The sequence below is a fragment of the Paenibacillus sp. IITD108 genome (assembly GCF_036541265.1).
Taxonomy (GTDB): domain Bacteria; phylum Bacillota; class Bacilli; order Paenibacillales; family Paenibacillaceae; genus Pristimantibacillus.
In genome coordinates this window covers 1-21,395 of record NZ_JAZHCT010000052.1, presented here as the reverse complement: position 1 = coordinate 21,395, position 21,395 = coordinate 1, and the positions used below count along the sequence as shown (strand labels likewise).

Genomic DNA, 21,395 nt, shown 5'->3' with positions numbered 1-21,395 from the left:
CATCGGTAAACGCGCCTTTCCAAAGGACGGCGGAGCCGTTTATCCTTGGTTGCGCCACGCTACACTGAATTACTTATGGTGGAGTGGGAGAAACCTGTATTAGTAAGGTTCTTGCTTCATCCGTTATAATGATTATACCTTGATTATGGACTACCGTAAGAGCGTTTCCTATAATGAATAAGCAAAAAGCAATTTGGCCAGAGAAGGAGACGTAATGAAAATCCGTTCTAGCAAATATTTTATCCGACTACTCATATTTAGTCTGCTTATTGGGTCCATACCGGTAATTGTGGTAGGAATTACTTCATACTATTTGTCCTCCTCTATTGTGCAGGACAAGGTGAATGAGCGAAGTATGGATGCGCTGCAGCAAACCCAGCTTCGGGTTGAGCAAATACTAAAGACGATTGATTATTCAGTCACTCAGTATATCAGTTCGCCGCTTGTAGTAAAAGCGATGTCTTTGCCTTATGCGGCGGAGTATTATCAAACCTATAACGAAATGTATCAGAGCATGGTGCGCAGCCAGACATTTGAGCTGACGATCGGCAATATGACTTTTTTGAATTTGAATGGTCAATGGGGGATAGATAATAACAATATTTTCAAATTTGATGATATAAATGATTTGGAAGAGTTGCTGCGCTATGAACGCTTGCCTACCTTTTCGGCATGGGTTACGAACAAGGACAGTCGTCCATCGAGCATTAGTCTGGTCAAAAAAATTCCGCTTAACTCGTTGAAGGCTAATGGTCTTGCTATTGTTACGATTGCGGAGTCGGAATTGACCCGGCTAGTAAGAGAGGGAAATCAAAGCGGCGACGTATTGGTGTTGGACAGCAGCTATGGGGTGTTGTCTTATGGGGGGGCGGCAAACGAGATGCCAGGAATTGAACAGCTAACCTCCGAGCTTGAAAATAGGCACAGCGAAGCAAGCAATCAATTCAATATTTCTTTGAATGGCGAAGAATACAGTATTATTGCGCGGCAGTCCAGCTATAACTCGTGGACATATGTGTCGGCCATCTCGATTAAGGAAATTACAAAGGATTCTCGATCCATAGGGTGGATGACGCTGGGAGCTTGTTTGCTTATGTTATTGTCGATTGGCAGTCTAGCTTTGTTCGGTTCGCGTTCATTCTATCAGCCGATTCGTCAATTAGCATCGGCGCTGGGCATCAAACCGGATGATTCTCAAAAGGCAAAAGTAAAGGATGAATTTACTTTAATTGGCTTGCGCCTGCAATCTATGCTGCAAAAGGAGTATAAGCTTTCTGAGGAAGTAGCGGGCAAGGTTAGGGAAATGAGACAATTTTTCGTTCTGAAGCTACTTCGTGGAGAAGAAAGAAAATCGCAATTGCCAGCTAAATTGACCGAGTATGGCTTTCCGGAAGATTGGCTCTGGCATGCTGTAATTGCGATTCAGATAGACTCATTGGACGATTCCCGATATCAGGAAGAGGATCGCGATCTGTTACTATTTGCTATTGCTAATATTACGGCAGAATTGGTTCCCGCCCATGAACGGCTTGATCCTGTCCTGATGGAACAGTCGCAAGTTACAATAGTTGGCGGGCATGATGCAGGCGATGAGGCGGAGTATAAGTCCAGACTATTTGCTATAGCAGAACTGATTCAACGAGCAGTAGAGCAATATTTGCACTTGCCTGTAAGTATCGGAATCAGTCGGCCGCGCAGCCACTTAATGGATGTGCCATTTTCTTGTGAAGAGGCATTGGAGGCGCTCCGATATCGAATAAGAATTGGTGCTCGCTCCGTGTTGTTTATTGATGATGTGCATCCGGGCGACAATACGATAAGTGTGTTTCCTCACCGCGTTGCCAAGGAACTTTGCGATGCGGTAAAGCTGGCAGAATGGAATAAAAGCAGGGAGCTTTTAGAGCAATGTATTTCCTTGATTTTTAGGGAGCAGGCAGATTGGCGACAATATCAAATGTCATTAATTCGGTTATATACTATGCTAATCGAGCTGGTTCAGCCCAATTCCTACGCTTTGCAGCTTGAGTCGTTGGAGGAACCTATATTTTCAGCGGATAATGAAAAAGAGTTCTTTGAGCAAATTTTTGAGCTTCAGTCGCAAGAGAGCATCAAGGTATGGTTTTATGAAATTGTCATTGAACCGATTATGAATAAATTTGAACAACAAAGGAAATCGCATGCCAAACAAATCTCTGATCAGGTGTTGCAAATGATATATCAGGGATTTGATACAGAACTTACACTTGAAGCGTGTGCAGCGGAGTTGAATTATCACCCTAATCATTTGGGACCTTTGTTCAGCAAAGAGACGGGAGTCAGCTTCAGCGAGTGCCTGCAGCAATATCGGTTGCAGATGGCCAAACAATGGCTAGTTGAGACGGATATGAAGATTGGCGAAATTGCTGAACGTCTTACGTATACAAATCCACAAAACTTTATTCGTTTTTTTCGCAAGATGGAGAATATGACTCCAGGGCAATATCGTAAGCTGCATGGCGATCCCCATATTTCATAATTACTCCCCTTACACAAAAACCAGATGCGGTGCAAAAACTGTATCTGGTTTTTTGTCGTGCCTTGATTCTGTAAGCAATTCAGCTTAGTAGGGTGTCCGTTAAGATGATTATTTTTTCTGTTTTAATGATTATCATACTATTTTTAAGGAGTCGCGTTCTTATGATTATTCGTTGATCATGGACGAATCGTTCCTACACCCTTTAAGGTTAAATCACGCAACAAAAGACAATACGTTTAAACAAAGGTGGAGTTAGGAGATGAAACAATTAAATAGTGAAATGGCCCCTTTAACGCCTTCTTTCATTTTTCAGGGCCAGCGGGTTGCTCGGCGGTTAAGGCGGGATAAATGGCTGTACTTTATGCTTATTCCCGGTGCAGTTTATTTTATCTTATTTAAATATGCGCCGATGTGGGGGTTGCTTTTGGCATTTAAAGATTACCAGCCCTACTTGGGGTTTATGGGCAGTGAGTGGGTGGGATTAAAGCATTTCAACCGATTATTCCATGACCCTGTGTTTTGGATGTTGTTACGGAACACACTTATATTAGCTAGTTATAATATATTTTTCTTTTTCCCGGCACCGATTCTGCTGGCGCTGATGCTGAATGAAGTACGAAGAGAGGGTTTTAAGAGAGTCGTTCAAACGATGATTTATGTGCCGCACTTTGTTTCGTGGGTGGTTGTCGTCGGGATTGCCTATACTTTCTTTACTTTGGACGGAGGATTGGTTAATGAGGCGTTAGTTGCCATGGGCGCTGAGAAAATCAATTTTTTGGTGAGCACCGAATGGTTTCGTCCAATGATAACCTTAGAGGTTATTTGGAAAGAAACAGGCTGGGGGACAATTATTTTTCTGGCTGCATTATCTGGTGTGGATCCGCAATTGTATGAAGCGGCAAGGATGGATGGTGCGGGGCGTATGCGACAATTATGGCATGTGACGCTTCCAGCGATTCGTTCGACAATAATTATCTTGTTTATTTTACGGTTAGGGACATTTCTAGATACAGGGTTCGAGCAAATTTTCCTGATGTTGAACTCCATTAACCGAGAGGTTGGCGAGGTATTTGACACTTATGTATATACGGCCGGAATAACGCAAGGCCAGTTCAGTTTCAGTACAGCTGTTGGACTGTTCAAATCGATTGTAGGATTTGTGCTGGTGATTAGCGCTAACTGGCTTGTCAAAAAATTTGGTGAGGAAGGAGTGTATTAGTCATGTATGAGCGCAGTTTTAAAAACAGAATTTTCAGTATTGCCAATGGAACCGCATTAACGCTGGTGGCAGCCGTTATGATTCTTCCTTTTATTTATATTGTTTTAATTTCATTTGCTACTGAAGAAGAAGTGCTCGCCAAAAGCTTCATGTTGTTTCCAACCAAGTTTTCATTGACAGGGTATCGCTATATACTGTCAACGCCCATTTTGCTGAACAGCTTGTGGGTGACAGTCGGCGTTACGGTGGTGGGTACTCTTGTAAATTTGCTGATGACGGTGCTTATGGCCTATCCATTGGCACGCAAGGAGCTTTACGGTCGCCGGCTGATTATGCTATTGATTATGTTTACGATGGTGTTTAGCGCGGGCATCGTTCCTACATTTCTTATTGTAAAAGGATTGCATCTTACAAATACGTATTGGGCTTTGATCATTCCAAGTGCAATCAGCGCGTTTAACCTGATTATTATTAAAAACTTTTTTCAGCAACTGCCTGATGGGTTGGAAGAATCGGCCAAAATAGATGGCTGCAACGATCTGGGCATTCTCTTGCGGATTGTACTTCCTTTATCGATGCCGGCAATCGCAACCTTTGCATTATTTTATGCGGTAAGCCATTGGAATACGTTCCTGAACGCTATTCTTTATATTAACGATTCGCGCAAATGGCCGATTCAGGTTTTGCTCAGACAAATTGTTATTTTAACGGAGAAAGGCTTATCCGATATGAATGAGGCTCCGCCTCCGCCATCCAAAATCATTAATATGGCTGTTATCGTTTTCTCAACAGCTCCAATTCTGGCCTTTTATCCGTTTCTGCAAAAACACTTTGCCAAGGGGGTGTTGCTTGGCTCAGTAAAAGGATAGGTTGCATGGGTACGGACTCGTTTGGTCAACGCAGTTAATGATTGACAGTTTTTTGATCAAAGGATGGGATAAGCTGTCTTTTGATACAATGAATTTACTTATTCAAGGGGGATTAAGACATGGCGATTTTACCGCGCAAGTTGGCTCTTATCGGGCTTTCTGTTCTATTGGCAGCAACATTGGCAGCATGTGGGCAAGGAGGAAAAGGCGGCAATAACGGGAAGTTCACCTTTACTATGATGAATCAGTACACTTCTCCTGAGCCTCCAAGCAAAGATAATCCGATTATTAAAAGGATTGAGGAGTATACCAATACCAAAATAAATGCTACCTGGATTCCGGCGTCTGCTTACAATGACAAAGTAAATGTATCCATTGCATCCAATGATTTGCCGCAAGTTTTAATGATTCAGGATACCAAATCTTCTTCTATTATTAACGCTCAGCGGTCCGGAATGTTCTGGGAGATTGGCCCGTATTTGAAGGATTATCCGAATTTGAGCAAATATAATGGCAACGAAACGGTGCTTAATAATATTTCGGTAGACGGCAAGGTGTACGGTCTGTACCGTGCTAGGGCATTAGCGCGCCAAGGGATTGTTATTCGTCAAGATTGGCTGGACAATTTGGGACTAGAGCAGCCTAAAACGATTGATGATCTATACCAAATAATAAAGGCATTTACTTTAGATGACCCGGCAAAATCAGGCAGCCAGAACACCTTTGGCCTGGTGGAGGCAGAGGATTCCAGCAATGGCGCAGCAGCTGTCGGGCTGACTGGGTTTCAGACAATCGCTGCATTCTTTGGAGCGCCAAACCAATGGGAAATACGTGATGGCAAGGCTGTGCCGCAATTTATGACGGATGAAAATATGGAAGCCATGAAATTTTATAAACGTTTATATGATGAAAAATTGATTAATCAGGATTTCGCCGCTACGAAAACAAGCAAGCAGCAAGAGCAGTTTTTTCAAGGCAAGGCCGGTGTTATCTTCACTACACTTGATTTTCTTATTACTGGCGGTAACGAATTGAAGAAGGTGGACCCCGAAGCCAAATTAGACATTATCAGCCGGATCGAAGGGCCTAAAGGGGAAAGAGTCTTTGCTACGACAGGATATAATGGAATGTTTGTTTTTCCTAAAGCAACTGTCAAAACAGAAGCTGACCTAAAAAAACTGCTGGAGTTTTTTGACAAGATTGTTGACGAAGAAATGATGTATACCTGGACATGGGGAATCGAAGGACGCCACCATGAGAAGAATTCGGGAGAGCCGGCGATTACAGATCAGACAGCTTACTCCAATGAAGTGTCGCCATTGAAACAACTGCCTACTTATGATGGTGCGTTAATGATTTGGAAGGGCAAGGGAGAGGCTGATAACAAGTTTCGTCAGATGATGCAGGATAATGAGTCTATTATTGTGTCCAATCCGGTAGAGCCTTTAATCTCTCAGACAGCTGTTGAGAAAGGGACGGAGCTGAATAAAATTATTACCGATGCCCGTATCAAGTTTATTATGGGAACGTTAGATGAAGACGGATTTAATAAAGAAGTAGAGAAGTGGAGAGCGCAAGGCGGCGATCAAATTATTGCAGATTATACGGAGCTCTATGCGCAACAATCTCAGAAATAAGGTAAGGGAGTCTAGCACCATGGCTAAAGATTATTTCAAACCATTTGCTTTCGATATACGAAAAAGCTTAGCTCCGGCTGACCATATATGGATAAGCAGCGGATTCAGCACGACAGCCCCAAAGAGAAGGACAGTAATGGGGGTGCTGGGATGTTACGCGCCGCCTTTCTCGGCCCGGGACTTACAGCTTCAGGTAGCATTGACAGCGGATGGACATCTGATTGAGGATAGCGGGAACTTGGGCAAAGGTGATTGCGGGTTGTTGTATGCAAAAGAAATTTGGCAGCCAGATAGAATTTTGCGCAGTGGTACTTATCATCATTTTGTTAATGGAAAACTGCTTTCTTTGAAAGTTGACAGTGAGCTGATACCGCTTTTCGGCAAACATGGCTTTATGCTGAAAGTGACGGTGTTTAATCGCAGTGGAAGAGCGATGCCCCTAACAATTACGCCACAAACAGTGCCGGGTCAGCTTGCCTTTGTTTCTTATGACGAATGGGACTATGGGTGGCCCGTTGCAGCAGTTGAAGAGGACAGCTGTCTTAGTCAGAATCGCGATCAGGATCAGATTTGGGAGAACAGCCAGGTAAGGGCAACGCTTGTCTGTGAAGGGCAGCTAAAAATGAATTTGGCGGCGGATGCGTCTTGTACCGTGCGTATTTGTGTGGCGATGACAAGTGCTGGCACTGCTTTTGAAGAGCCAGGGACATTGGAACAGCTTGAGAATAAGACTCGGATCGTATGGCAGCAACGAATTGCTGAAGCCGAGCGAAGGCTGCCAACCCTTCAGTCCGATATTCCAGGGCTCGAGGATTATTATCTGCGTTCCGTGATGAGCGGTTTGATCTGTCTTTGGGATAATGCTGAATTTGCTATGCAGCCATTTCCTGTTGTTTCAGGCATTGAGGGAGCGGGGATCTGTTGTTATCCGTGGGACGTGGGCGGATACGCAGCCAAAACTATGGGACTCTTGCTGGGGCAAGAGAAAAGTTTGGAGCTTGCCCGATTAATGGCTAGAAGCGGGATTGATCGTCATTCGCGCTTTGCTCCGAGTGGAAAAGGAGCTAATGTTCCTTACTCCTACAGTCTTTGGTCATATATTCATTTTGCATGGAGCACCTTGCTTCTTTATGGCGAGGGAGGCAAGGAACTGTTTCCCACTATGCGTCAGCTTATGCTGCAAGATGACCAGAGACTTCCGCAGCAAAATGAGCTGCTGGATTACGGTCTGCAGCATAATCTGCTGGAAATGCGAGGGGCAGGCTATGAACATATTGTGGCCAGTCCTAATGCAGAACGAGCATGGAGTTATGACAGACTTGCTCAATTGGCAGAGTGGCTCGAGGAAGATCAGGAGCTTGCAGGGCAGTGGAGAACAAAGGCTCAAGCGATTCGTCAATCTATCCGTCTTCATCTGTGGGATGAAGAGAAGGGATGGTTCAAAGCGCTGTATCCTGACGGGCATGAGGAATTTATTTATTCGATTCAGTATTTCGATGCCTTGCGGTTTGGAGCATGCACGAAGCCTATGCTGGAACGAATGCTGGAACATGTCAAACCGGGAGCATTCCTTGGCGATTATGGCGTAAGCAGTGTGTCCGCCCAGGATGAGCTTCACTATGAGCAGAACGATCCGGACTGGTCGGGCAGCGGTTCTTATACAGGAGATGGGCCTATGCTGGCCCTGACGTTATGGGAACAAGGCAAGGATAAGGAAGCATGGGATGTGCTGCGGAGGCATTTCTGGATGGGACGTCATTTGCCATACTACCCGCAAGAGCATTATTGCGATCGTCCGGCCATCCCTGCGCACAAACGGGCAAATGTAGTTGCCGGTTTGTCCGGGGCCGAAGCAATTTTGTTTGGCATGGCAGGGATCGAGCCTCAGCTAAATGGCGACTTATGGATACATCCCAAACCGCCAGAAGATGGTTATGTTTATTTGACAGATTTTGTTTTTCGCAATCACAGTTTTGATATAAAGATGCATTCGGGGTGCTGTCAGATTTTTCGAGATGGCGTTGTCATATATGAAGGGGTGCCGCAACGGATTTTAGCGGGCAGCTTCGCTTCTGTGGCAGAAAACATAGTTTTAAATCAAGACGCGGCACAACAGAGCGTGGAAGAAGAGGGATGAGCCAATGGATACTGCAACGAACCAGTTCGATATTATCGTAGCCGGAGCAGGAGTTGGAGGAATCAGCGCTGCCCTTGCAGCAGCGAGGCTGAAGCAAAAAGTGCTGCTGATCGAACAAGCTGACGAAGTCGGAGGCACAGGCGTCTTCTCCAGTGTATCACTTATTTGTCAGTTTCGTGACAGCAATGGCCGACCGATTAACAGTGGGATTCACAGGGAGTTGTTTCCAGCGGCTTATACGCATTATAGCGAGCAATTAGTGCCTACCTACGATGAAAAACAGTTGAAGGAAAGCTACATCAAATTACTTGGGGCAGAGCCTTGCCTAACAGTATGGACGGGGTCCAGGATTACACGGGCCGAGATGAACCAGAATCGTATCGTTCAGCTTCATACCAGCGGCAAATATACAGGTATTGTGTCCGCCAAAGCATACCTGGATGCCACGGCTGATGGGAATCTGTCAGCACTTGCCGGGTTATCCTATCATTTGGGCAGAGAAAGCGATGGCAAGCTTCAATCAGCTACAGCAACCTTCAAAGTAAGCGGAATCGATTGGACGCGTCTTCTCCAGCCCGACATTCGACAGTGGTCAGCTATTCATTCATTAAGAAAAGAGCTGCTGCCGTATTATGAATCATTGAAGAAGGCGGGAAAAACAGACAACCCCCGAACCGGAGTTACTTGTTTCCCTTATCCGGACGGCGAAGCACTCTTGTTTAACTCTACTTCGGTTTTAGATGTTGACCCTACACGGCCAGAGACAGTGGAGCGCGGCATAGAGGAAGGCAAGAAGCAAGCAGAGGAGCTATTCGAAGCGATCTGTCAACATCCGGCTTTCCGCAATGCACGATTAGACTATATCGCTCCCAAACTGGGGATTCGTGAAGGAAGGCGTATTATAGGAGAATATGAACTTACAGCGGAAGACTGCCTCGGCGCCCGAACATTTGAAGATATGGTTGCCGCTTGTGCCTACTCTCTGGATATTCATGATCCTGAAGGCGGCAAGACCAGACTGGAACCTATTCCGAGCCCGGGTTATTATCATATTCCGTATCGTTCCTTGATTCCCAAGGGAGCAGCAAACTTGCTGCTTAGCTCGAGATGCATTAGCGGCTCTCATGAGGCGCATAGCTCCTACCGCATCATGGCCTCAGTCAGCGCAATAGGAGAAGCTGCCGGAACCGCAGCAGCCCTCTTTGTTTTTCAAGGGCTGGAGGATGTCAGACAGGTCAATTCCGCGCATATAAGGTTTATTCTGCAGCTGCGGGGACAATTTGTGGAAGGAAAAGTGGAGCGATTGTCCTTGCCAACTGCATAGAAGGATCGGTAAAAACAGTTTTGGCAGTCATGTTGCATCAAGTGAGGGGAGAGCAGGTATGCTGCATCTCTCCTCCATGCAATTTTTGATTAAAGAGAAACAAATGAGAGGAGACGCAAGCAATGACAAAGCAATCGATATCACGCAATAGGGCAGAATCCAAGGTGATCAAGCTTGTCAGATGGTCGGGGATTGTACTAATGACGTTGTTGCTGAGCCTTCAAGGCTTGGCAAGTGAAGTTTACGGACAAGAATTGAAAGCGCTGTCAAGTGAGGCGGGCAGTATGAATCCGTCCAATATAAGTAGTGAGATATTACCGGTTACCATTACTCCATGGGAACAATTCAAACAAACCTTCGGTTCTCGCAAACATATGGTGGCATTGCAAACAGAACAAATGGAAATGGACGGATTAGAAGGGAAATGGTCGAGGTTTGCCAAAATTCAGCTGCCTGCAGACCAAAAGCAGATTGAACTAAAGGAATGGGCAGGCGCTGAGGATTTGTCAGCTGATGTGTACACTGCCTATGATGATAACTACTTTTATTGGGCTGTGAAAGTCACGGACAATAATCATACCCCTGTATCAGGAAGCACGATGTGGAGGGGGGACAGTATTCAATTTGCCTTCAGTCCGGATGGTACCTATGGTCCGGAGTATGGCATAAATTATATGGATGGCCAAGCGCATTTGTGGCAGTTCAGCGAGGGGAAAGCTGAAGCGGGAGCGGGTCAGATTACGGCTGCAGCTGTTCAGGAAGGAGATATTACTTTTTATGAAGTAAGGATGCCTTGGAATACGATCTATACAGAGAAACCTGAGAAGATCCTTCCTTTCAGCTTGCTTATTAATGATAATGACGGAGCAGGACGTCGCGGCTGGATAGAATGGACGCCGGGAATAGGAAAAGCCAAGAGTCCAAGCTCACATGGCAAAGTACATCTGATTTCCAATGATATGCCTTGGAGCTTCTGGGTTGAGGGATCAGAGGAACTTGGGGCAGGAGAGACAGGCGAGTATGCGGTGTATGCTGTGAACTGGGGCGATGAAGAAATTGCTCTGAATCTCTCTTCCAGATCGATGGACATTGGGCAAGAAATTAATATTCCGGCTCAATCGGCAGCTGAGGTGAAAGTGGATTTTGCACCGTCACAAGCAACAGCTTATGAGCTTGACTTTACTTTGGCAGAGGCAGATGGCATCCGAACGCTTACGGAGACTATAAATGTAAACGTTGTCATGACTCCGGAAGCATTACAGCATAAGCTGGAGGCTATTGCAGAAAAGCTTCCGCTGCTTGAGCAGAAGTTGGGGGTTGTCGAAGCCCAGGGCTTGTCCACTGATTATGAGCGAATCAATTATACGGTAATCAAAGAGTTTATAAAGTATGGTCAAGATGATATTGTCAATAACAGGCTTAGTCGTGCTTATTACGTCGTTGAGGAACTTGAACGTTTATACAATGAAGCGCAGTCTAAACTGCAACAATATTTGGATAGCAGCGCACAGCCTCAGGAAGTGCAGCGTTATGTGACGGGAAAGACAGACATTTCAGGCTATTCCTTTATGGGCGACACAGTCGTTCGAAGCAGCGGAGCAACAGAGAAGCGCCCGATTTTTTTTACAGGCTACGGCCATTTTGGCAAAGTGAGAGAGGATATTCCAATTTTTCAGGATTTGGGAAATAACATTATTCAGATTGAGATAGGGCCAAGAGATGTTATTTTGGATAAAAAGGATTTTGTAAATCAATATACGGTAGGCCGTTCCGGCAATGTCCATGCAAGTGCCGCAGCAGTAAAGGGAGTCAGTCATTCAGGGGAATCTTCCTTGCAAATCAAGAATGATTCCCCGTTGCAGCCTAATGTTTATATAAATGTCAGCCAGACGATTCCAGTAGAACCTGACACAACCTACGAGTTTCGTGTGTGGGTAAAAGGTGAGAATGCCAAAAACACTTGGTTTCCAGGCGGAGCCGCGATGAAACAACGCAAATCTTTTCCAAGCGGAACCTATGATTGGCGGGAAGTTGTCTATGAATATACGACAGGAGCTAATGAAACCAGTTACAAATTAATGATCGTATCTGAGAATACGGGAACCATTTGGATTGACGATATTCAAGTTTTAAAGGTGGGAAGTAACGACAATCTCATAAAAAATGCCGGTTTTGAAGAGTCGGGAGGATATTCAGAAGATAGGGAATACGTTGTGTCTACTCGCAAGATAGAGTCAGATATTCAACAAGTACTGCAGCGGGCAGAAGAGCATGATGTAGCTGTTAGTTTGCTCATTTCCCCACATTACTTTCCAGCCTGGGCATTGGACAAGTGGCCTGAGTTAAACGTATTGAACAACGGTTTTATTAAGTTTTCCATATTTCATCCAAAAGCTAAGGATATCATAGAGGATTATTTGCGCGCGTTAATTCCGGCAGTTGCAACCTATGAATCGCTGCACAGCATTACGCTGAGTAATGAATCGGTCTATCAGGCGAATAAAGATCTGTATGCATTGCCATTTTGGCAGGAATATTTAAAAGATATTTATCATGATAATTTAAATGAATTGAATCAGATCTATCAGAGCAACTACAGCTCGTTTGAAGAAGTGCCGATGCCGGCCAATGTGACGGCGAACTCATGGTCTTATGACTATGTAATGTTCAACCATGATTATTTTGCGCGTTGGCATGAGTGGATGATTGAAGTCATTCATGAGCTGGCTTCTGATTTGCCGCTGCACGCCAAAATCATGGGTGATCCACAGGGAAGTCTGTCTTGGGGCGTCGATATTGAACGTTTCTCGGAGTTTAGTCAAATTAACGGAAATGACAATTGGAATTATATCAATGAAGGGCCGAAAGGTTTTATCGAGGAATTAAGCTTTTATGATATGCAAACTTCATTCAAAGAAGCACCGGTATTTAATTCCGAACATCATATTATAGCTGATGGAGACAAGGTATATACCCCGGAGCAAGCCAAACATTTCCGTACGGTTCTTTGGCAAAGCGCCATACATGGTCGAAGTGCTTCTACGATCTGGATATGGGAACGAACATACGACGAGTCTTCCAGCAGGGAAGGAAGCGTCCTGCATCGCCCGGATGTTGTAGCTGAAGCAGGGCGCACGAATCTGGATTTAAATCGTCTCGCTTGGGAAATTACAGCTTTCCAGAATGAAAAACCGGAAGTGGCGCTTTTGTATAATGTGCCCGCCGGCATTTTCTCTGGAGATTTCTCCAACAATATGCTGCGTGCCTATGAGGCGTTGTCTTATAGCGGCTACAAGACCGGGTTTATATCGGAAAAACAAATTGCAGCCGGTCAGCTTAATAACTATAAAATGCTGGTGGTCCCTTATGTGACGAGAACAGAAGCGAATACATTAAGTGAGATAAAAAGTTTTATCGAGCAAGGAGGACGAGTCTTGCTAATTGGTACACATGCTTTGAAGCTTACACCGCATGGAGCGGAACAAGCAGCAGCGGATCGTCAATATATTTTGGATCATGCTGATTTTATATCTGCTGCAAATTGGACAGCTTTGCAAATGCGGGATTTTATGGAACCTATCCTGGGAAGTATTAATCCGCAGCATATAAAATTAATTGATTCTTCAAATGGCAAGATGCCGTACCATGTGGAGTGGCGCAACACAATATTTGAGGGCAAGACATTGTTAAATGTTGTGAATTATGGCTCGGAAGCGGTGTCAGTGCAAGTACGTTCAGAAAATCAAATCATCTCACCTGTATTAAATCTGATTACCGATGAGGCGGTGCATGGAAGTACAATAACACTGGAGCCGCTAACCCCATATTTGTTCGTTCTGGATGAATCTGAAAATCCTGGAAATGAAAATCCGGGAACTGAAAATCCGAATACAGGTGAGCCTTCTGAATCAAACCCAAGTGAAACTGCTGAAGAAGAAGAAACAGAAGGAGAACCGCAAACGGAGACGGAGGAAACAACGCAAAATGAAGTACATCATCCATATGATCGCATTTCTGGTGTGCAATTGAATGCAGACAAGAACTATCGCTATATAAACGGTTATGGAGACGGCAGTTTCCGACCCAATCGACCTATTAAGCGTTCAGAGTTTTCCCAACTATTATTTCGTCTTGTCTTAAATGAAGAGAAAAATGAAGTCTTTCAGCCGTTGTTTTCCGATGTTAAATCAGATGATTGGTATGCTCAAAGTGTAGGTTACTTTGGTGAAAAAGGGATATTATCAGGCTATGCGGATAACAGTTTCCGCCCCAACAAGTATTTGACCCGCGCAGAAGCTTCAGCCATTCTCGCACGTTTTGTCGAACAGTCCGAGTCTCAGCCCTTAGAAGGCTTTGCAGATACCGCAGGACATTGGGCTGAGAGTTCCATTACGCTGCTGGCTAATCAAGGGTATCTGCGCGGCTACCCGGATCATACCTTCCGTCCCGATGCTCCTATTTCACGAGCGGAGACGGTAGTTCTCTTAAACCGCTTGCTAGGACGTTATGGGCAGGCAATTGATCCTTACGAGGGAATTAGGTCATTTACCGATTTGAAGGATTCTTATTGGGCTTATAACGAGATTCAAGCAGCAGCAGCACCAATGTAAAAGGTAGTGTATGATACTAAAAAACAAGAACGCTGGACTTCCAGCGTTCTTGTTTTTTTAAATATAGGAAAGTATAAGTTTTCACCATATACATGTTCCTATATTTCATCGGTAAACGCGCCTGTCAAAGGACGGCGGAGCCGTTTATCCTTGATACTACATATGAACCAGCGCTGTATGAACGTAATACTCAACAACTGTATACGAATGTAAAAAAAAGTATATCGAAGAGAAGTGTAAGCGTTTTTATACTGTTAGTAGGAACTTGTTTGTTGTTTTAAAAGAAAGACTTTCAAATAACAGAGGAGGAAAATGAAGTGAGAAGATTGCGAGTTTTTTTAATTATGTTTATTGTAACCGCTTTCTGTATGCCGTCCATTGCTCCAGTGCAGGCGGAAGCGGCGGATGTGAATTTGGCGCTTAATAAGACAGCGGTAGCATCCAGCACAGAACATGACAATGGTGTGCCATGGCCGCATTTGCTGCCAGAGAAGGCGGTAGACGGCAGCGCCTCAAGCAGATGGTCTGCTGATCGAACAGATGATGAATGGTTCTATGTTGATTTGGGAGAAAGCATGACGGTATCGCGAGTTGTAATCAACTGGCTTACAGATGCCATGGCAGAAAAATTTAAAATCCAAGTGTCAAATGATAAAGAAACCTGGACGAATGTATATGCTGACGACAGGGAATTAAAAGCTAGCGCCTCGGGGAAGGATACGCTGGAGTTTGAACCGGTACAGGCACAGTACGTGAAATTTCAAGGCATTAAGCGTGCAAGTCAATTCGGTTATTCTTTTTATGAGTTCGAGGTTTATGAGAAGCATACAAAAAAACCGGCAAATATTAATTTGGCGCTGAATAAACCAGCGGCAGCATCCGGCACAGAACATGAAAACGGCGTGCCATGGCCGCATTTGCTGCCTGGCAAGGCAGTAGACAGCAATGCCTCAACCAGATGGTCGGCTGACCGAAATGACAATGAATGGTTTTATGTGGATTTGGGAGAAAGCATGACGGTATCGCGAGTAGTGATTAACTGGCACGTACCGGCTATAGCGGAGAAATACAAGCTGCAAGTGTCAAATGATGCGCAAACGTGGACGAACGTATTTGCAGATGAAACGGAACTGACAGCTAGTTCTTCAGGAAAGGACATTATAGAGTTTGAGCCGGTTCAGGCGCGGTATGTGAAATTTCAAGGCATTAAGCGCGCCAGTCAATATGGCTATTCTTTCTATGAGTTTGAAGTCTATGAAAAGCATAATCTATTGCCTGCATTGTTAAAAAAGATTCAAGATGAAGCAGTTGTAGCTCCAGATCAAACCGTCTTCCAATTTCCTGAATTGGAGGAAGGATATACAGCCAGCTTGATCAGTACGGATAATCTTCAAGTTATCGATGCGGAAGGCAGAATTCATAAGCCGCTTGTTTCCCAGCTCGTGCAGCTGTATTTCAAGCTGGAAAGTACAGACGATGCTTCTTATTTTGCCATGGCTAATGCAGCAGTTTTGGTGCCGGGGCAATATGAGCAGCAGCCTGACTCAAATCCGGAGCCGAGAGTGATTCCGTCGCTTCGTGAATGGCTTGGCGGTCAAGGCAAGCTGACGCTTACTGCACAATCAAAAATAGTCATTGATCCTGCCTATGAAGGGCAATTAAGAGATATGGCGGAGATTTGGGCGCAGGAGCTCGCAGAGACGACGAAGCTCAATCTGGCAGTTGAAGCAGGACTGCCGCAGTCGGGAGACATATATTTAACCTTCGACAACAACCAGGAACTGCTTGGCAAGGAAGGGTACTTGCTGGATATTAAACAATATGCGACAATTCGCTCGGCGCATTATGAAGGTTTATTTTATGGAACGAGAACGGTGCTGCAGCTGCTTGCTGGCAGTGAATCCGGCCATGATATGCCGCAAGGATTGACGAGAGACTATCCAAAATTTGCTGACAGAGGGTTTATGCTGGACGTAGCCCGCAAGTTTTATACGATTGAATTTTTGCAGGATTACGTCAAGTTAATGTCCTATTATAAAATGAACCGATTCCAAATTCATCTGAATGACGATGTCGGAGGAACGGGGAAATTCCGCTTGCAAAGCGAAACCTTCCCTGGCCTTGAAAGCAAGGACGGTTATTATACGAAGGATGAATTTAGAAATTTACAGAAGCTAGGCATGGATTATGCGGTCAATGTAGTACCGGAAATCGATACGCCGGGCCATTCAGGCGTGTTTATCGCTTACGACGATAAGCTAGGCATGGGCAGCCAATTGGATATTGAGAGCCCGTATGCGCAAGAATTTATTAAGAAGCTGTTCTCTGAGTATATGGATGATCCTAATCCAACCTTTATCGGTCCTGAAGTTCATGTCGGCACCGACGAATATGCAGGCACCAATAAGGAAGCTTTCCGCAGCTATATGAATCTGCTTATTGAGCATGTGTCTGACAGTGGCAAAAAGCCTCGCGTGTGGGGCAATCTGACCAAATTCAATGGCGATACGAAGGTAAACACGAATGCCATTATGGATATTTGGTATGAGGTGGACGGCAGTGCCAAGGATGCAGTTGAACAGGGCTTTGATATTATCAATGTGAATACGAATTTGCTTTATATTGTTCCGCAGTTGTACAGCAACTATTTGAATTATGAATACCTCTATAACAAATGGGAAGCGAATGACTGGGTAGAAAACAAGCTTCCTGACGGACACCCGCAAGTGAAGGGCGGCATGTTCGCGCTTTGGAATGATGTATCGGTTGAGAAGGGCGTATCTATGGCAGATACCCATCAAAGAGTGCTTCCATCCATGCAGATTGTTTCACAAAAGCTATGGGCAGGTACGCGCGCTGACGGAGATTTAGCCGCATTCCAGGCAGATGCTGCGAAGCATTTTGATCCGCCAGGCACACATCTTTCTCACCGCATTCCTCAATTAAACGAACGAAATGAACTTTTTGTATACGACTTTGAGGAACAATATATTGACCAATCCGGCAACGGCTTTGACGGCACAGCTGCTAATGTTGATATCGTTGAAGGGATACAAGGCAAGGCAGCAGCTTTGAAGGGCGGCAGCAGCTATATTGAAACAGGATTAAGAACAGTCGGCTTCGGCTGGACAATGTCTATGTGGATGAAGCCGGACAAGGACAATGCAGCGAATGCTGTATTGCTAGAGTCACAAGACGGGCAGCTTGTTTATAATATTGACGGCACAGGAAAAATTGGCTTTAAAAAAGAAGGCTACAGAAGCACATTCAATTATAAAATCGAGCCTGGGCAGTGGACGCATATTATTATGACAGGCGACGATACTGGAACATCCATTTTTATTAATGGTTCTGAATTTGCGGTTACGCTGAAAGACGGCAGTAAGCTGGACACTTTGGTGCTGCCTGTTGCTTCAATCGGCAGTTCGGAAAATGCGTTCAAAGGCCTTGTTGACGAAATTGTTGTCATGAATAAATTTATTGATTTTCATGGCAATCTGGCTCTTCATAAATCGGCATCATCATCTGAGATTGAGTCAAGTGCTTATTCAGCAGATAAAGCCGTAGACGGCAAAGGAAATACCCGCTGGTCGAGTGCTTGGAGGGATGAAGCATGGTTTATGGTCGATTTGGGTGAGGTAATTGAAGTGGATACCGTGTCGATTATTTGGCAATCAGCCTTTGCATCCGAATACAAGATTTTGGTATCGACAGACGGTAATAATTGGACAAATGTTGTACCTTCCAATAATGGCATAGAGCGCGGCAAGCGAGGACGTGTAGTAACAAGCTTCAAAAGCACGCCGGCCCGTTATGTGAAATTCGAAGGGATTAGAAGAGATACGATATTCGGGTACTCCTTCGAAGAATTTGAAGTATTTAGTGAAAATAATAAGCTGGGCAATAAAAAGCCGATTCTTAATCTGCTCAATCAGATCGCAGACAGTCAGCTGAACGAAGCGAATTTCTCGGAAGAAGGCTGGAAGGCGCTGCAAGCCGCTATCGTAAAAGCGCAGGCTGCTGTATTGTCTATAACGTTGACCAAGCCGGTGGCAGATGAGCTTCTGGGTGAGCTGCAAGCCGCAAGAGATTATTTGACACTTGAAGAAATTAGAGAATTAATTACGCTTAACATAAAAGAAGCCATTACGAAAAATATAGCCTTGCCTCAAAAGGGAGCTCAAGGCACTCGCATTGTATGGAGCAGCTCTCATCCTGATTATTTGAATGCAAACGGTCAGCTGTTCAAGCGCCCGAGCAAAAGCCAAGGTGATCTTCAGGTCAAACTGACGGCAACGATCGTGAAGGGCAATGCAGAAATTAAGAAAGATTTCCTTATTACAATAAAAGCGCTGGACGGTACGCCATGGTATCCGAATCCGGGTACTGGCGGAAATAATGGCGGAGGAAGCGGATCTGATAACGGAAACGGCGGTAGCGGAGAAGGAAATGGTTCGGGAAATAATGGAGGCGGTTCTGAGCCAGGAGAAGGCAGTGGAAATAATAATGGCGGAAACAGTGGAGGCGGCAGCAGCCAAGGCAGCTTTACGGATACCGTTAACCATTGGGCTGCGCCGTCCATCGAGAAAGCTGTAAAAGCTGGATTTATTAAGGGATATGAAAATGGACAGTTCAAGCCGGATAAAACCGTTAGCCGCAGCGAATTTGCTGCAATGCTTGCAAGAGCCCTGAAGCTGGAAGACAGCAGCGGCGAGCTTAGCTTTAAAGATGCAGCTGAAATTCCGAATTGGGCTAAAGAAGATATTGCAAAAGTGCTTGCTGCAGGCATTGTAAGTGGGTATGACGATCAAACCTTCCGTCCGGCAGCGCAGATTACACGCACAGAGCTGTCCGTTATGGCCGTTCGTGCTCTGGGGCTTCCGCTAAAAGATGGCAGCAGCCTGGCTTTTGCAGATGCAGAACAAATTCCTCATTGGGCGAAGGCGTATGTGCAAGCTGCTTTCGAAGCGGAAATTATGAACGGACGCAGCAATAACAGCTTTGCCCCGAATGCAACAGCTACACGTGCTGAGGCGGCAGTTATCGTACTGAGAATTATGGAAACAATGGATACAAATAAGTAACATGATAATTCGTATTCAATAGTTTAATGAGACAGGGGTTGGGGGTTGTCCTTCGGCTGCGTAGCTGAAGGGCAGCTCTTATTTATAGCAAGTACCGACCAAGAACCGATGCAGCCGAAGCTTGCTTATTGCCAAATTTATCCTTCTGGTTAATGGTATTTTTTAAGAGCAAGGCTTGCATGCTCGCTGCATTTCCCTCTCGTTGAATGTAATGTATGCGCGGAAAAAACTAGATAATTACTGCTGTATACTTTCTGTGCCGTTTGCTCTTTCACCTTCACAATTTTATAATTAAAGGAGTAGTACAAGAGTAAACCACAGGAGGGATAAGTAATGAAAAAAGCTGTTGAAACATTATTCGTCAATACGTTTATTGATGGTATTTTGGATCCAGAGAAAGACATGCTTGGCCCTGTAAAAGATGGTGGACATATTATTGCTAATACCGCTCCAGGTTGCTGGGGGCCCATGATTACGCCTTGTATAAAAGGCGGTCATGAAGTAACAAAGCCGATCTATGTCGAAGGGGCAGAGATTGGAGATGCTATTGTAATCAAAATAAAATCGATTGAAGTAACGTCACTGGCTACAGCATCAGGCAATGATGAGCCTGTAGAGGGCCGTTTTCTCGGCGATCCATTCGTCGCTGTAAAATGTCCCGGCTGCGGCACCTTGCATCCTGAGACCGTCATCAAAGGCATCGGGCAGGAAGCGATACGCTGCGCAGTATGCGATGCTGATATTACGCCATTTATATTTACGAACGGATATACAATTGCTTTTCATGAGTCCGGTAATGTAGGAGTAACGCTGCCTAAGCAAGCAGCAGAGCAGATTGCAGAAAACGGCCGTCATTATATGCGCACGCCAGATGCATCCGTGCAAAATCCGATTGTTACGTTTGCTCCGCATGATCTTATTGGCGTGGTGGCTCGTATGCGCCCATTTTTAGGACAGCTTGGCACAACCCCGTCGAAGGCGCTGCCAGACTCGCATAATGCCGGAGATTTTGGTTCATTCCTAGTGGGAGCACCTCACGATTATGCCGTTACGCAGGAGGAGCTGGACGAGCATCGAACCGACGGACATATGGATATTAGCCGTGTGCGTGCCGGTGCAACGTTAATTTGCCCGGTCAAAGTTGCCGGCGGCGGCGTATACCTTGGCGATATGCATGCGATGCAAGGGGATGGAGAAATCGCCGGGCATACCGCAGATGTAGCCGGTATAGTTCATTTGCAGGTAAGTGTGCTTAAAGGCGCCAACCTTGAAGGCCCGATTTTGCTGCCTAATGTTGAGGATTTGCCTTACACAGCAAAGCCTCTCACAGATGCAGAACGGCGCTCGGCAGAAGCGCTTGCTGCAAGGTGGGGAGTAGCTGAAATCGAGCAATCGCTGCCGATCTCGGTTATCGGAACAGGAACTACGCTTAATGCAGCAACGGACAATGGTTTGGCAAGAGCAGCCAAGCTGTTTGGCGTAACTGTTCCGGAGATTATGAACCGGGCAACGATTACCGGGTCGATCGAAATTGGCCGCCATCCGGGCGTCGTTACCGTTACATTCCTGGCTCCTCTTCGCTATTTGGAGAGTTCGAAGCTGGATGATATTGTGAAGCAGCAATATGAGGGATAGCGTACGGCTATTTGAGGAATAAACCAAAACCCAAGAACACCAAGCTTTCGGCGTTCTTGGGTCTTTTTTTCCTCCAGCACGAAAGGGCTCGTGCTTAGAAAGGAGGAAGAGGTGTACGCGCCCGTTTGTACGAACTCCCGTACAAATACGTTTAACTGAAATAGTGTGAGGATCCTTTTGTACGAATTTCCGTACAAAACGGTCAACTGGATTAGTGTGTGCGTGCAATCAGCGTCCGAATGTCATCCAAACGCGCCAATGTATATGATTCTTCATATACAATTGAGCGATCCGCGTCCAAACGCGCGAATGTATATGATTTTTCATATACAATTAAGTGCTCCGCGTCCAAACGCGCGAATGTA

General features: G+C 45.2%; 9 protein-coding genes. All 9 read left to right on the top strand.

What is annotated here, in order from left to right; genetic code table 11:
* Positions 1-214: 214 nt before the first annotated feature.
* The 9 genes from V1L65_RS26960 to V1L65_RS26920 all read left to right on the top strand — a co-directional run bounded on the left by V1L65_RS26960 (position 215) and on the right by V1L65_RS26920 (position 21,030).
* Positions 215-2,515, top strand: a complete 2,301-nt coding sequence (locus V1L65_RS26960; RefSeq protein WP_331702411.1) for a helix-turn-helix domain-containing protein — start codon at positions 215-217, stop codon at positions 2,513-2,515.
* A gap of 280 nt (positions 2,516-2,795) precedes the next feature.
* On the top strand, positions 2,796-3,734 hold the full coding sequence (locus V1L65_RS26955; RefSeq protein ID WP_331702430.1) for an ABC transporter permease: 939 nt from the start codon (positions 2,796-2,798) through the stop codon (positions 3,732-3,734).
* Between the two features lie 2 nt (positions 3,735-3,736).
* Positions 3,737-4,603 carry a carbohydrate ABC transporter permease gene (locus V1L65_RS26950; RefSeq protein ID WP_331702409.1) on the top strand — a complete coding sequence of 289 codons (867 nt, stop codon included), beginning with the start codon at positions 3,737-3,739 and terminating at the stop codon, positions 4,601-4,603.
* 119 nt (positions 4,604-4,722) lie between these two features.
* Positions 4,723-6,240, top strand: coding sequence for an extracellular solute-binding protein (locus tag V1L65_RS26945; protein ID WP_331702407.1), 1,518 nt, complete (start codon positions 4,723-4,725; stop codon positions 6,238-6,240).
* A gap of 19 nt (positions 6,241-6,259) precedes the next feature.
* The gene (locus V1L65_RS26940) at positions 6,260-8,377 is read left to right on the top strand and encodes an MGH1-like glycoside hydrolase domain-containing protein (RefSeq protein WP_331702406.1); all 2,118 of its coding nucleotides are present in this window, start codon (positions 6,260-6,262) and stop codon (positions 8,375-8,377) included.
* 4 nt (positions 8,378-8,381) lie between these two features.
* Positions 8,382-9,701 (top strand): FAD-dependent oxidoreductase, encoded by a 1,320-nt coding sequence (locus V1L65_RS26935; RefSeq protein ID WP_331702405.1) that lies wholly within the window; start codon positions 8,382-8,384, stop codon positions 9,699-9,701.
* Between the two features lie 122 nt (positions 9,702-9,823).
* Positions 9,824-14,311, top strand: a complete 4,488-nt coding sequence (locus V1L65_RS26930) for an S-layer homology domain-containing protein (RefSeq protein WP_331702404.1) — start codon at positions 9,824-9,826, stop codon at positions 14,309-14,311.
* A gap of 317 nt (positions 14,312-14,628) precedes the next feature.
* Entirely contained in the window at positions 14,629-19,395 is a 4,767-nt protein-coding gene (locus V1L65_RS26925; RefSeq protein WP_331702402.1) for a discoidin domain-containing protein, read from the top strand.
* 333 nt (positions 19,396-19,728) lie between these two features.
* On the top strand, positions 19,729-21,030 hold the full coding sequence (locus tag V1L65_RS26920) for an acetamidase/formamidase family protein (protein ID WP_331702401.1): 1,302 nt from the start codon (positions 19,729-19,731) through the stop codon (positions 21,028-21,030).
* The last annotated feature ends 365 nt before the right edge of the window (positions 21,031-21,395 follow it).